This is a genomic window from Pseudomonas sp. IT-P44 (genome assembly GCF_949768225.1).
Lineage (GTDB): Bacteria > Pseudomonadota > Gammaproteobacteria > Pseudomonadales > Pseudomonadaceae > Aquipseudomonas > Aquipseudomonas migulae.
In genome coordinates this window covers 176329-189935 of the sequence record NZ_CATKQM010000035.1, presented here as the reverse complement: position 1 = coordinate 189935, position 13607 = coordinate 176329, and the positions used below count along the sequence as shown (strand labels likewise).

The following is a 13607-nucleotide window of genomic DNA, read 5'->3' as shown; positions in this document are numbered from 1 at the left end:
AATTCATCATCGTCACAACCACGCCGAAACTCGCTGTAGGCGTTGGGTTGCAGATCGCTGGCCATGACATCCGTCGAGGGCGTTGGGGCAACAATACCCAGCGTGACAGCCACTGACTGAGACATCGACCACGCGAAAAGGAATTGGAAGGAACGGTATTACCGCTCGTCGAAACTGTCATTTTTAACAGGTAGGTTTCGCCCGGCGTCCGGCGTAGAAGGACCGTAGGTAGTCATTCAACAGCCAGCGGTAAACGAAGGGGAAGAATCATGTCGAAATATGAAAGCGAGCCTGGTGGATCACAAGACATTTCTGTATCGGAAGACAACGGGAGGGACACTGTTGAACGATCAGAGTCCCCGCTAGTGTCTCCACCGTATATCACTGAACCAAAGTGGGGAGCTGAAGTTGGCAACCGACCAACCCTGCAAGTAGGTGGACATGCTAGGCATCGCGTCCAGATTAGAGACGCACACACATTAGAGGCGTTGAGTGCGGAGGGCCTGATAAACGACCACGGAGCCTTCAACCTCATTGTCAATAAAACCCTCGCGCCTGGCCCCCACGACGTGATCGTTGAATTATGGAGTGACGGTCAATGGGCCATGGCGACCAAAATCCTCCGCCTCAACGTAAGTTCGGGCAAGGATAGTGCTGACATCACTCATGACGAGTCCGAACTCTGGGCCCCCGGTGCAGGCGAAAACCCAGAGAGTCATAGCGAAGCGATGTGGGGTTTCACACGACCATATTTCAGTAACGCACATCTGGGGATGAGAATTGAAGAGGGGCACACTTTTCATGTGGGTGGTCATGCCAGAAGTTGGAAGTGGATAGAGGATGCCCATACAGGCGAACAGGTGAGTGAGGGTAAACTCACTGACCATGGCGGGGGGACCAACCTAAAAATCATTAGACATCTAGGAGAAGGCGTCCACGATTTGAGAGTGAGAATGGAGGGGCTCGGTAGTTGGTACATGTGCAGCCCAGCTTTGCGAGTTGTGGTACTTCCGCCGCCACGCATCACACATCCGAATATCAACCAACTACTCGGCGAGGGTATTCCAGGGGCAGATATAGAGCTGCATCAAGCCGGAGTAGGGAGCTTTCACGGCAAGACGATTGTCTACCCCAATCGTGCCTGGGAGATACGGCCTACTGGTGTACATAAAGGCATGGAGGTCACTTGCCGGCAGCGGCTTTCAACCGTCAAGTATGTTGAAAATACATACTCCGACTGGTCGAATTCGATCCTCTTGAGGTAAAAATTGTGCAGGTATAGCCTGGACGGAGAACGCGCGCCTTCCCCTCGTCCAGGTTTACCTGAGCAATCAAACCAAGGCCTGGCGCACCTGTTTTTCCAACTCGACTTTCAACGCCGGCTCAAGCTTGAGTTGGCGCGCCAGTTCGTCCAGGTAAGACTTCTCCATGAAGTTCTCCTCGTCCACCAGCATCACGCTCGCGATGTACATCTCGGCGGCCATTTCCGGGGTGCTGGCGGCGCGCGCAACATCGGTTGGATCGAGGGGTTTGTTCAGTTCGGCGTGCAGCCAGTGTTGGAGTTCCTGATCATTGTCGAGCTTGGTGAACTCGCCTTCGATCAACGCGCGTTCGCGCTCGTCGACATGACCGTCAGCCTTGGCCGCCGCCACCAGCGCCTTGAGAATCGCCTGGCTGTGTTGCTCGACCTGCGCCGTCGGGACGCGGTCCACGGTTTGCGGCTCTTGTTTCGGTGCTGTGCCCTGCTGGGCCTGCCAGTTGCCGTAAGCCTTGTAGGCAATCACGCCCAATGCCGCGAGGCCGCCGTAGACAGCGACCTTGCCGCCGACTTTGCGAGCCTTCTTGTTACCCATCAACAGGCCCATCGCGCCAGCGGCCAATGCACCGCCACCCGCGCCTGACAACAAACTGCCAAGGCCACCCGAACCACCGCCACCACTAAGCAATCCGCCCAACCCAGCGCTGGACGCCTTGTTCTGCGCGCCACCGGTCTTGTTCTGCAACAGGTCCTGGCCGGATTTGAGTAATTGATCGAGCAATCCACGGGTATTCATTCTTGCCGCCTCCACAAAAGGGGTTAACCGGACACATAAGGCCACCAGCCTAGATCGAAAGTGCCCAGCCCTTCCCAGCGAGAGTGCTTCCAGATGTTGCTCACCTTCTGTAACGCTAAAAAGCCCATCGATTAAAAAGATATACACTCAAGCGAATCTATAAAAACCGCCCACCGGGTACTTCTTCATGATGACTTTGCGTCAAATTCGTCATTTCATCGCCGTGGCCGAGACCGGCTCGATCTCTGCCGCCGCGCAAACCGCGTTCATTTCCCAATCGACATTGACCCTGGCCATCCAGCAACTGGAGCAGGAAATCGGCGTCGGGCTGTTCAACCGCCATGCCAAGGGCATGACGCTGACCCACCAGGGCCATCAATTCCTACGTCAGGCACACCTGATTCTGGCAACGGTGGACAACGCCAAACGCAGCCTGCAACAAAGCACCGATCAGGTCGCCGGGCAATTGATCATCGGTGTAACCAGTCTCGTCGCCGGTTATTACCTCGCGGACCTGCTCACCCGCTTTCAACGCGCCTACCCCAACGTCGAGATCCGCGTGATGGAGGACGAACGCCCGTACATCGAGCATTTGCTGGTCAGCGGCGAGATCGATGTCGGTGTGCTGATCCTCTCCAACCTCGAAGACCGCCACGCCCTGCAAACGGAAGTGCTGACCCATTCGCCTCACCGTTTATGGCTGCCGGCCCAGCATCCGCTGCTGGAGCACGACAGCATCAACCTGGCCGACGTCGCCCGTGAACCGCTGATTCAACTGAACGTTGATGAAATGGACCGCAACGCCCAGCGGATGTGGTCGGCGGCGTCGCTTCAACCGCGCATCACCCTTAAAACCGCTTCGACCGAAGCGGTACGAAGCCTGGTGGCCGCCGGGTTGGGCGTGTCGATCCAGCCCGACATGACCTATCGCCCCTGGTCATTGGAGGGCGACATCATCGAAGCGCGGCCGATTGCCGACCTGAGCCAGACCCTCGACGTCGGCCTGGCCTGGCGCCGCGGCACGGCGCGTCCGGCACTGGTCGACCCGTTCCTGACCGTCGCACGCGAGCAGCCCCACGGCGGGCGCAAGCCATCTATTTAATCGAACGCCACCTTCAGTATTTAGTATTTGTCGACCTCGGATCCGGGCACTAGTCTTGGAACATCTATAAGACGGCCGGGCCCCAGTCACAGGGAGCAGCATGGCCACACAAGAAAAGAGAACCCGAAAAATGGCTGGCGCGCAGACCCCGTTGTTCACCGCGTTGTTGATCGATGGCGAACTGGTCGCGGGTCAGGGTTTTGTCGAACCAATCCTCAACCCGGCCACCGGTGAAGTGCTGACGCACATTGCCGAAGCCAGCACCGAGCAAGTCGAAGCCGCGATCCTCGCCGCGCACCGCGCGTTCGCCAGTTGGTCGCGGACCACGCCGCAGCAGCGCTCGAACCTGCTGCTGGACATCGCCAATGCCATCGAAAAACAAGCCGACCTGCTCGCCCGCCTCGAATCCCTGAACTGCGGCAAACCGTTGCACCTGGCGCGTCAGGACGACTTGAGCGCGACGGTCGACGTGTTCCGCTTTTTCGCCGGCGCGGTGCGCTGCCAAACCGGCCAGCTCAGCGGCGAGTACCTGCCGGGTTATACCAGCATGGTGCGCCGCGATCCGATTGGCGTAGTCGCCTCGATTGCACCGTGGAACTACCCGATCATGATGGCCGCGTGGAAAATCGCCCCGGCCCTCGCTGCCGGCAACACGCTGGTGTTCAAGCCTTCCGAGCACACGCCGCTGTCGATCCTGGCCCTGGCGCCCGCGCTGGCCGAGATCCTCCCACGCGGCGTGATCAACATCATTTGCGGCGGCGGTGAAGGCGTGGGCAGCCACTTGGTCAGCCACCCGAAAATCCGCATGGTGTCGCTGACCGGCGATATCGTCACCGGGCAAAAAATCCTGCAGGCCGCAGCGAAAACCCTGAAACGCACGCACCTCGAACTCGGCGGCAAGGCCCCGGTGATCGTCTGCAACGATGCCGACATTCAGGCGGTGGTCGAAGGCGTGCGCACGTACGGTTACTACAACGCCGGCCAGGATTGCACCGCCGCCTGCCGCATTTATGCACAGGCCGGCATTCATGACCGCCTGGTGGCCGAACTCGGCGCAGCGGTCAGCAGCCTGCGCTTCGCTGGTAAACGCGATGCCGACAACGAAATCGGGCCGCTGATCACCACCCGCCAGCGCGACCGCGTGGCCAGTTTCGTCGAACGCGCCCTGGGTCAGCCGCACATCGAGCGCGTGACCGGCGCGGCCGTGCATTCCGGTGCCGGCTTCTATTACCAACCGACGCTGCTGGCCGGCTGCAAGCAGAGCGATGAAATCGTCCAGCGCGAAGTGTTCGGGCCGGTGGTCACCGTGACCCGCTTCGATGGGCTCGAACAAGCCGTGGACTGGGCCAACGATTCGGAATACGGCCTGGCTTCCTCGATCTGGACCCAGAACCTGGACAAGGCGATGCAGGTCGCCGCGCGCTTGCAGTACGGCTGCACCTGGATCAACAGCCATTTCATGCTGGTCAGCGAAATGCCCCATGGCGGCCTGAAACGCTCGGGCTACGGCAAAGACCTGTCCAGCGATTCGCTTCAGGACTACAGCGTGGTGCGGCACATCATGGCGCGCCACGGACAGCATTTATAAAAGCGCACTACGCTAACAATTAGCCGTAAAGGCATTAGCGCAGAAACGCTGGAACACCGCGAATCCTGTAGGAGCCTGGCTTGCCAGCGAAGGTGTCCGTCCAGTTGACCATCAGGTTGACTGACCCACCGCTCTCGCCAGCAAGCCGGCTCCTACAAGGATCGTATTTACAACGCTGAACCACGTTCAAAACTGCCCCGACCATAATTTAAAGAAGAGGGAATTCCCATGTTCGTGCACAAGACCGCACTGCTCAGTGCTATCACCACCGCGCTGTTGGCCAGCGCCAGTATCCAGGCCGCCGAACCGCTGAAAGCCGTCGGTGCCGGCGAAGGTCAGCTGGATATCGTGGCTTGGCCCGGCTACATCGAACGTGGCGAAAGCGACAAGGCCTACGACTGGGTGACCAGTTTCGAGAAGGAAACCGGCTGCAAGGTCAACGTCAAAACAGCCGCCACTTCCGATGAGATGGTCAGCCTGATGTCCAAGGGCGGCTACGACCTGGTGACCGCGTCGGGCGATGCGTCGCTGCGGCTGATCGTCGGCAAACGCGTGCAGCCGATCAACACCGCGTTGATTCCGAACTGGAAGAACATCGACCCGCGCCTGAAGGATGGCCAGTGGTACGTCGTCAACAAACAAACCTACGGCACTCCGTATCAGTGGGGCCCGAACGTGTTGATGTACAACACCAACGTCTTCAAGACCGCCCCGGACAGCTGGGGCGTGGTGTTCGAGGAACAGAACCTGCCGGACGGCAAGTCCAACAAGGGCCGGGTCCAGGCCTACGACGGTCCAATCTACATCGCCGATGCAGCGCTCTATCTCAAGGCGAAACGGCCGGAACTGGGGATCAAGGACCCGTACCAGCTCAACGAAGAACAATACAAGGCCGCGCTGGACCTGCTTCGCAAGCAACAGCCTCTGATCCACCGCTACTGGCATGACGCGACCGTGCAGATGAGTGACGTCAAGAACGAAGGCGTCGTGGCGTCCAGCACCTGGGGCTACATGGTCAACGGTCTGGTGGCGGACAAGCAACCGGTGGCCTCGGTCATTCCAAAAGAAGGTGCAACGGGCTGGGCCGACACCACCATGCTGCACGCCGACGCCAAGCACCCGAACTGCGCTTACAAGTGGATGGACCATTCGCTGCAACCGAAAGTCCAGGGTGACCTGGCCGCCTGGTTCGGTTCGTTGCCGTCGGTTCCGGCGGGGTGCAAAGAGAGCGAATTGCTCGGTGCCGAAGGCTGCAAGACCAACGGCTTCGACCAGTTCGACAAGATCGCCTTCTGGAAAACCCCGCAGGCTGAAGGCGGCAAGTTCGTGCCGTACAGCCGCTGGACCCAGGACTACATCGCGATCATGGGCGGTCGCTGATCTGAGAGTTGACGCTGATCCCATTGTGGGAGCGGGCTTGCTCGCGAAAGCGGTGGGTCAGCCAACATCAATGTTGAATGTGATGACCCCTTCGCGAGCAAGCCCGCTCCCACATTTGATCTGTATTCCCCTGTGGGAGCGAGCCTGCTCGCGAAGCTTTTAAAGATTCTGTTTTTCGGAGCACCGCACCATGACGCTTGCAGTCCAGTTCACCAACGTTTCCCGTCTGTTCGGCGAAGTGAAAGCCGTAGACCGGGTTTCCATCGACATCCAGGACGGCGAGTTCTTCTCCATGCTGGGCCCCTCCGGCTCGGGCAAAACCACGTGTTTGCGCCTGATCGCCGGTTTTGAACAACCGAGCGCAGGCTCGATCCGGATTCACGGCAATGAAGCCGCCGGGCTGCCGCCGTATGAGCGTGACGTCAACACGGTGTTTCAGGATTACGCCCTGTTCCCGCACATGAACGTACTCGACAACGTCGCCTACGGTTTGAAAGTCAAAGGCGTCGGCAAGGCTGAACGCCAGAAACGCGCTGAAGAAGCCCTCGACATGGTCGCCCTCGGCGGCTACGGCGCGCGCAAACCGGTGCAACTGTCGGGCGGTCAGCGCCAGCGTGTGGCCCTGGCCCGTGCATTGGTCAATCGTCCTCGGGTGCTGCTGCTCGACGAACCGCTGGGCGCCCTCGACTTGAAGCTTCGCGAGCAAATGCAAAGCGAGCTGAAAAAACTGCAACGCCAGCTCGGCATCACCTTCATCTTCGTCACCCACGACCAGACCGAAGCACTGTCGATGTCTGACCGTGTGGCGGTGTTCAACAAGGGGCGCATCGAACAAGTCGATACCCCGCGCAACCTCTACATGAAACCGGCAACCACCTTTGTCGCGGAATTCGTCGGCACCTCCAACGTGATTCGCGGCGATCTGGCGCAGCAGCTCAGCGGCAATCCGCAGCCGTTTTCGATTCGCCCGGAACACGTGCGTTTCGCCGACGGCCCGTTGGCCAGCCACGAAATCGAAGTCAGTGGTTTGCTCCACGACGTTCAGTACCAGGGCAGCGCCACCCGTTATGAACTGAAGCTGGAAAACGGCCAGACCCTGAACATCAGCCAGGCCAACAACCAATGGCTGGACGTCAGCGCGCAACATCAGACCGGGCAACGCATCAGCGCACGCTGGGCACGGGAAGCGATGATCCCGCTGCACGACACCGTTGCCGGCGGGGTGTGAGATGACCAGCGTGGCTCTCCCTCAATCCCCGGCCAGCGGCTCGCCGTTGCGCAGGTTTTCCAACCTGCTGTATCGCCGGCCGAACTTTTACCTGTCGCTGCTGCTGGTGCCGCCGCTGTTGTGGTTCGGCGCGATCTACCTCGGTTCGCTGTTGGTGCTGTTGTGGCAAGGCTTCTACACCTTCGACGACTTCACCATGGCGGTCACGCCCGACCTGACCCTGGCGAACTTCACCGCGCTGTTCCAGCCGTCGAACTTCGACATCATTCTGCGCACCCTGAGCATGGCCGTCGTGGTCTCGATTGCCAGCGCCATTGTCGCGTTCCCGATCGCCTACTACATGGCGCGCTACACCACCGGCAAGACCAAGGCGTTTTTCTACATCGCGGTGATGATGCCGATGTGGGCCAGTTACATCGTCAAGGCGTATGCGTGGACGTTGCTGCTGGCCAAGGGCGGCGTGGCGCAGTGGTTCGTTCAACACCTGGGACTGGAGCCGGTGTTGCAATTTGTGCTGGGCATTCCGGGCGTGGGTGGCAGCACCTTGTCGACCTCGCACCTGGGGCGCTTCATGGTGTTCGTCTACATCTGGCTGCCGTTCATGATCCTGCCGATTCAGGCCTCGCTGGAACGCCTGCCGCCGTCGTTGCTGCAAGCCTCCGCCGACCTCGGCGCCAAGCCGCGCCAGACCTTTATGCAAGTGATTCTGCCGTTGTCGATTCCGGGCATCGCCGCCGGGTCGATCTTCACGTTTTCGCTGACCCTGGGCGACTTCATCGTGCCGCAACTGGTGGGCCCGCCGGGGTACTTCGTCGGCAGCATGGTGTACGCCCAACAAGGCGCGATCGGCAACATGCCAATGGCCGCGGCGTTCACGCTGGTGCCGATTGTGTTGATCGCCATTTACCTGACCATCGTCAAACGACTGGGGGCCTTCGATGCACTCTGACTCTTCATCTCAAGGGCAGGCATCTTTAGGTCTGCGCATCGCAGCCTGGGGCGGGTTGGTGTTTCTGCACTTCCCGATCCTGATCATCTTCCTCTACGCGTTCAACACCGAAGACGCGGCGTTCAGCTTTCCGCCCAAGGGCTTCACCCTGAAGTGGATCAGCGTGGCGTTCGCGCGGCCGGATGTACTGGAAGCGATCAAGCTGTCGCTGCAGATCGCTTCCGTCGCGACGTTGATCGCGTTGGTGCTCGGCACGCTGGCGTCGGCGGCGTTGTACCGGCGGGATTTCTTCGGCAAGCAAGGCATCTCGCTGATGCTGATTTTGCCGATCGCGTTGCCGGGGATCATCACCGGGATCGCGCTATTGGCGACCTTCAAGACGCTGGGCATCGAGCCGGGGATGTTCACCATCATCGTCGGCCACGCGACCTTCTGTGTGGTGATCGTCTACAACAACGTCATCGCCCGGTTGCGCCGCACTTCGCACAGTTTGATCGAAGCCTCGATGGACCTCGGCGCCGATGGCTGGCAGACCTTTCGCTACATCGTCCTGCCGAACCTCGGCTCGGCGTTGCTGGCCGGCGGCATGCTCGCGTTTGCGCTGTCGTTCGACGAAATCATCGTCACCACCTTCACCGCCGGCCATGAACGCACCCTGCCGCTGTGGCTGCTCAACCAGCTCAGCCGCCCACGGGACGTGCCGGTGACCAACGTCGTCGCGATGCTGGTGATGATGGTGACCATGCTGCCGATTCTCGGCGCCTATTACCTGACCCGTGGTGGTGAAAGCGTGGCGGGAAGTGGCGGGAAGTAACGAACAACTCAATATCCACTGTAGAAACCGAATCCTGTGTAGGAGCGAGGCTTGCCCGCGAAGGCGTCCTCGAGAGCGCCAAAAGCTTCGCGGGCAAGCCTCGCTCCTACACAGGATCCGGTTTCGGCAGAAAAATAATAGCTTCAAAGAGGACAACGCCATGCAAACCAAACTCTTGATCAACGGCCAACTGCTCGACGGCGAAGGCCCCGCCCAACCGGTGTTCAACCCGGCCCTCGGTCGTGTGCTGGTGGAAATCAACGAAGCCAGCGAAGCCCAGGTCGATGCTGCCGTACGCGCTGCCGATGCCGCGTTTGAAAGCTGGTCGCACACCCCGCCGAAAGAGCGCTCGCTGTTACTGCTCAAACTTGCCGACGCCATCGAAACCCACGGCGAAGAGCTGGCCAAACTCGAATCCGACAACTGCGGCAAACCCTACAGCGCTGCGCTGAACGACGAAATCCCGGCGATTGCCGACGTGTTCCGTTTCTTCGCCGGCGCCAGCCGCTGCATGAGCGGTTCGGCAGGCGGTGAATACCTGGCCGGGCACACCTCGATGATCCGCCGCGACCCGGTGGGCGTGATCGCCTCCATCGCGCCGTGGAACTACCCGTTGATGATGGTCGCCTGGAAAATCGCCCCGGCCCTCGCCGCCGGTAATACCGTGGTGCTCAAGCCGTCGGAACAAACCCCGCTGACCGCACTACGCCTGGCACAACTGGCGTCGGAAATCTTCCCGGCCGGCGTACTCAACCTGGTATTTGGCCGAGGTCCTACCGTAGGCAGCCCACTGGTCACCCACCCTAAAGTGCGCATGGTGTCGCTGACCGGTTCCATCGCCACCGGCTCGAACATCATTTCCAGCACCGCCGCCAGCGTCAAACGCATGCACATGGAACTGGGCGGCAAGGCCCCGGTGATCATCTTCGACGACGCCGACATTGATGCCGCGGTTGAAGGTATTCGCACCTTCGGTTTCTACAACGCCGGCCAGGACTGCACCGCCGCGTGCCGCATCTACGCACAGGCCGGCATCTACGAAAAATTCGTCGAGAAGCTCGGCGCGGCAGTCAGCAGCATCAAGTACGGCGTGCAGGATGATCCGTCGACCGAACTTGGCCCGCTGATCACCGCGCAGCATCGCGACCGGGTAGCCGGGTTCGTCGACCGCGCCGTGGCGCAACCGCACATCCGCCTGATCACGGGCGGCAAGGCAGTTGAAGGCAACGGTTTCTTCTTCGAACCAACGGTGCTGGCCGATGCACAGCAGGACGACGAGATCGTCCGCCGCGAGGTGTTCGGGCCGGTCGTGTCGGTGACCAAATTCAGCGATGAAGCGCAGGTGCTCGGCTGGGCCAACGATTCGGACTACGGCCTGGCGTCGTCGGTGTGGACCTCGGACGTCGGCCGCGCGCATCGCCTGTCGTCACGCTTGCAGTACGGCTGCACCTGGGTGAACACGCACTTCATGCTGGTCAGCGAAATGCCCCATGGCGGTCAGAAACTGTCCGGGTACGGGAAGGACATGTCGATGTATGGGTTGGAGGATTACACCGTTGTGCGGCATGTGATGTTCAAGCACTAAAAGCTTCGCGAGCAAGCTTCGCTCCTACAGGTTTTGCGTCGTACGCAATTTTTGCGAACACCCTCAATCCTGTAGGAGCGAGCGGTGCGGCGATCCGACTTGCCCGCGAAGGTGTCACCTCGGTTTCAAGGTAGAAACCGTCAATACGCACCACCAGGCTTCAACGCCAGACCAAAAAAACAATAACCACCGATCCGGGCAGCGCCATCACGGCCCTGTCACGGTTTCGGACATCCGAAATCTGCCGATTTTCCGGAGCTAACACACCATGAGTGCACTACCTGAATTCTCCGCAGCCGTTGCCGACAGCGATGCCGAGCAACTCCGAAAGCTGGGTTACACCTCCAACTTCAACCGCAGCATGAGCCTGTGGGAAAACTTCGCCCTGGGCTTCACTTACCTCTCACCGGTCGTAGGGGTTTATACCCTCTTCGGCCTGTGCCTGGCCGCCGGTGGACCACCGATGTTCTGGGCGTATTTGCTGGTCGGTTGCGGCCAATTGCTGGTGTGCCTGATCTTCGGTGAAGTGGTCTCGCAGTTCCCGATTTCCGGTGGCGTTTACCCATGGGCTCGCCGCTTGGTGGGCAAACGCTGGGCGTGGATGGTCGGCTGGATCTACTCCATCGCCCTGTGCGTGACCATCGCCGCCGTTGCGGTCGGTGCAGGGCCTTACCTTGCCGCGATGATGGGCTTCGAACCGAGCAACAACACCAACATCGTCATCGCCCTGGTGCTGACCCTGTTTGCCACGCTGGTCAACCTCAGCGGCACCAAAGTGCTGGCGCGAATCGCCATGTTCGGCTTCCTCTGCGAACTGGTCGGCGCGGTGATCGTCGGCATGTACCTGCTGATTTTCGAACGTCATCAATCGATCAGCGTGTTGTTCAACACCTTCGACATCAGCGTTGACGGCTCTTATCTGCCGGCCTTCCTCACCGCCTCGCTGGCGGGGATGTTCCTGTACTACGGCTTCGAGGCCTGCGGCGACGTGGCCGAAGAAACCCCGAACCCGAGCAAGAAAATCCCGGTGGCCATGCGCATGACCATCTACATCGGCGGCGTTGCGGCGATGTTTGCTTGCCTGGCACTGATCCTCGCCGTGCCGGACATGCAAGCGGTGATCAACGGCACCGACAAAGACCCGGTCGGCACCATCCTCAACAACGCCTTTGGCCCCGTCGGTTCGAAAATGGTCATGGGCGTGGTGATGATTTCCTTCATCTCCTGCGTCATCAGCCTGCAAGCGGCGGCGAGTCGTCTGCTGTATTCCTACGCCCGGGACGAAATGGTCATCGGCAGCTCACTGCTGAAAAAGATTTCGCCTACAACTCAGGTTCCGGTTGCTGCACTGTTCGTCTCCGGCATCCTGCCAGCGCTGATCATCATTCTGGGCTTCTTCCTGCAAGACGCCGTGGCCACCATCGTCAGCTTCGCAGCGATCGGCATCTACCTCGCGTTCCAGATGATCGTCCTCGCAGCCCTTTATGCCCGCCTGAAAGGCTGGAAACCAAGCGGCAAATTCACCCTCGGCGCCTGGGGCTGGGCGGTGAACATCGGCGCGCTGGTCTACGGCGTCGGCGCCATCATCAACATGGCCTGGCCGCGCACACCGGATGCGGCGTGGTACATCAACTATGCGATGGTGCTGAGCACGGCGATCGTGATTGGCTTGGGGCTGGTTTATATGTGGATTGCCAAGCCGTATGACCATGGTACGGCGCCTGCGGGGGATGCCTGGAAGGTTAGTCACTAAGGACAATTACCCCGGGATCCTGTCGGTTCCCGGGGCAAGCTTTGCTCCTCTGTTTCCAGTTTTCTGCGCTCGGTGAAAAAACAGGAAATTCCTACAGATCGAGCCTTCCTGAAAAGACTCTGATTCCTACGACAAGCGTCGCCAGAGTAGGCTTGGCGCCGCGAGCGCCTGACCGATAGGCTTTGTCCCGTCGCTGCCAAATCAGCGGCCCGGGGTCGAAGCCGGTCAATCATCAACATGGCGCATCCGCACCACCATAGGAACTGGGGCACAGTTTTGCCTTTTCGTTTCGCTTTATGGTGGACCGTGTGGCGCGGGCCTCTCGACTTTTCCGTGTTGATCGAGAATGTTCCGACTTCGAACGCCACATGGTCCGCAACCCAAATCTGTCGAAGGATTAGTGGCGGCTCCTTTCTCAACATGGAGTCGAAGAAATGCACACGCTAAATCCGTCTGAAACCCACCCTCATTTCATCCCCACTGTTTTTCCCCGCCACAACCGCTTCCTCCACGCCAACCAAGCCTGGCTCTGCGTCCATGACCTGGGACGTTTGATGCGGCGGCCTCTCGGTGCCGCTGCTGCAGTGGCAAGATTCGGCGTGGATCAAGTGGAGGGATATGCCGGATCTGGTGCAGGCGCAGCGACCGTTTCCGATCATGGGCATTTGCAGTTGAAGGCAGGTTGAGACATGAAAAAGGCCCGTTCAGCCTGACTGATGGGCCTTTTTTTTGCCTTCATTCCCCCCTCGGTATCAGCCAATCGCACTGCGCTACGACCTTGCCTGCACCGCTCACCCACCTGCCTTTCTGCAGCTTTTGCACCCATGGTTTTTTTTAAAAATCATGGCACTTTGGTTTGATTGAACTACCGTCAAACAATAAGAAGTCATAACGGCTCCAGTTTCCAAGTTAGCTTCAATGATCAGATTGGCAAAAGGAGTTAGCTCACTATGATCATGGCAGGCGTATTCCGGCTCTGTACCTACATGGCCGTTTACTTTTCGGGGGGGGCAGGTCGGCGGACAGTAGCGTCCGTAACTGCCAGCGTCACTCTGGCGCGCAGTCCAGGTAACCGCCTAACTAAAAACCGTTTTAGCAAAGGTCGCTCGCTGTTCAGCCAGATCAGCGAACTGCGCCCGCTCGTGTGTTGCACG

General features: G+C 59.6%; 10 protein-coding genes and 1 pseudogene. 10 read left to right on the top strand and 1 reads right to left on the bottom strand.

Going from position 1 to position 13607, the window contains the following annotated elements; translation table 11 throughout:
* The first annotated feature begins 605 nt into the window (after positions 1–605).
* Positions 606–1265 (top strand): hypothetical protein, encoded by a 660-nt coding sequence (locus ACM6IO_RS19030; protein ID WP_414912025.1) that lies wholly within the window; start codon positions 606–608, stop codon positions 1263–1265.
* Between the two features lie 66 nt (positions 1266–1331).
* Here the strand turns inward: ACM6IO_RS19030 and ACM6IO_RS19025 are convergent, their stop codons facing one another.
* Positions 1332–2054, bottom strand: a complete 723-nt coding sequence (locus ACM6IO_RS19025) for a tellurite resistance TerB family protein (RefSeq protein ID WP_414912024.1) — start codon at positions 2052–2054, stop codon at positions 1332–1334.
* Between the two features lie 187 nt (positions 2055–2241).
* On the opposite strand from ACM6IO_RS19025, the gene ACM6IO_RS19020 reads away from it, so the two are divergent.
* The 9 genes and pseudogenes from ACM6IO_RS19020 to ACM6IO_RS18980 all read left to right on the top strand — a co-directional run bounded on the left by ACM6IO_RS19020 (position 2242) and on the right by ACM6IO_RS18980 (position 13128).
* Positions 2242–3156 (top strand): LysR family transcriptional regulator, encoded by a 915-nt coding sequence (locus tag ACM6IO_RS19020; RefSeq protein WP_192228470.1) that lies wholly within the window; start codon positions 2242–2244, stop codon positions 3154–3156.
* A gap of 100 nt (positions 3157–3256) precedes the next feature.
* On the top strand, positions 3257–4744 hold the full coding sequence (locus ACM6IO_RS19015; protein ID WP_081500226.1) for a gamma-aminobutyraldehyde dehydrogenase: 1488 nt from the start codon (positions 3257–3259) through the stop codon (positions 4742–4744).
* A gap of 228 nt (positions 4745–4972) precedes the next feature.
* On the top strand, positions 4973–6124 hold the full coding sequence (gene ydcS / locus ACM6IO_RS19010; RefSeq protein ID WP_008029736.1) for a putative ABC transporter substrate-binding protein YdcS: 1152 nt from the start codon (positions 4973–4975) through the stop codon (positions 6122–6124).
* A 190-nt stretch (positions 6125–6314) separates the two neighbouring features.
* Positions 6315–7352 (top strand): ABC transporter ATP-binding protein, encoded by a 1038-nt coding sequence (locus ACM6IO_RS19005; RefSeq protein WP_008029734.1) that lies wholly within the window; start codon positions 6315–6317, stop codon positions 7350–7352.
* A 1-nt stretch (position 7353) separates the two neighbouring features.
* Positions 7354–8301, top strand: a complete 948-nt coding sequence (locus ACM6IO_RS19000; protein WP_192417881.1) for an ABC transporter permease — start codon at positions 7354–7356, stop codon at positions 8299–8301.
* Entirely contained in the window at positions 8291–9115 is an 825-nt protein-coding gene (locus ACM6IO_RS18995) for an ABC transporter permease (RefSeq protein WP_280163086.1), read from the top strand. Before ACM6IO_RS19000 ends, ACM6IO_RS18995 begins: the two co-directional genes overlap by 11 nt.
* Before the next feature lie 160 nt (positions 9116–9275).
* Positions 9276–10700: a gamma-aminobutyraldehyde dehydrogenase gene (locus ACM6IO_RS18990; RefSeq protein WP_414912023.1), complete on the top strand. Its 1425-nt coding sequence runs from the start codon at positions 9276–9278 to the stop codon at positions 10698–10700.
* A 268-nt stretch (positions 10701–10968) separates the two neighbouring features.
* Positions 10969–12453: an APC family permease gene (locus ACM6IO_RS18985; protein ID WP_414912022.1), complete on the top strand. Its 1485-nt coding sequence runs from the start codon at positions 10969–10971 to the stop codon at positions 12451–12453.
* Positions 12454–12887: 434 nt separating this feature from the next.
* A pseudogene (locus tag ACM6IO_RS18980) lies at positions 12888–13128 on the top strand (hypothetical protein).
* Positions 13129–13607 lie beyond the last annotated feature (479 nt).

What these genes read in the sequence shown, in the direction of transcription:
- ACM6IO_RS19020 (WP_192228470.1), top strand. Translation starts at nt 2,242, where the DNA reads ATGATGACTTTGCGTCAAATTCGTCATTTCATCGCCGTGGCCGAGACC.
- ACM6IO_RS19005 (WP_008029734.1), top strand. Translation starts at nt 6,315, where the DNA reads ATGACGCTTGCAGTCCAGTTCACCAACGTTTCCCGTCTGTTCGGCGAA.
- ACM6IO_RS18990 (WP_414912023.1), top strand. Translation starts at nt 9,276, where the DNA reads ATGCAAACCAAACTCTTGATCAACGGCCAACTGCTCGACGGCGAAGGC.
- ACM6IO_RS18995 (WP_280163086.1), top strand. Translation starts at nt 8,291, where the DNA reads ATGCACTCTGACTCTTCATCTCAAGGGCAGGCATCTTTAGGTCTGCGC.
- ACM6IO_RS19015 (WP_081500226.1), top strand. Translation starts at nt 3,257, where the DNA reads ATGGCCACACAAGAAAAGAGAACCCGAAAAATGGCTGGCGCGCAGACC.
- ydcS (WP_008029736.1), top strand. Translation starts at nt 4,973, where the DNA reads ATGTTCGTGCACAAGACCGCACTGCTCAGTGCTATCACCACCGCGCTG.
- ACM6IO_RS19000 (WP_192417881.1), top strand. Translation starts at nt 7,354, where the DNA reads ATGACCAGCGTGGCTCTCCCTCAATCCCCGGCCAGCGGCTCGCCGTTG.
- ACM6IO_RS18985 (WP_414912022.1), top strand. Translation starts at nt 10,969, where the DNA reads ATGAGTGCACTACCTGAATTCTCCGCAGCCGTTGCCGACAGCGATGCC.
- ACM6IO_RS19030 (WP_414912025.1), top strand. Translation starts at nt 606, where the DNA reads ATGGCGACCAAAATCCTCCGCCTCAACGTAAGTTCGGGCAAGGATAGT.
- ACM6IO_RS19025 (WP_414912024.1), bottom strand. Translation starts at nt 2,054, where the DNA reads ATGAATACCCGTGGATTGCTCGATCAATTACTCAAATCCGGCCAGGAC.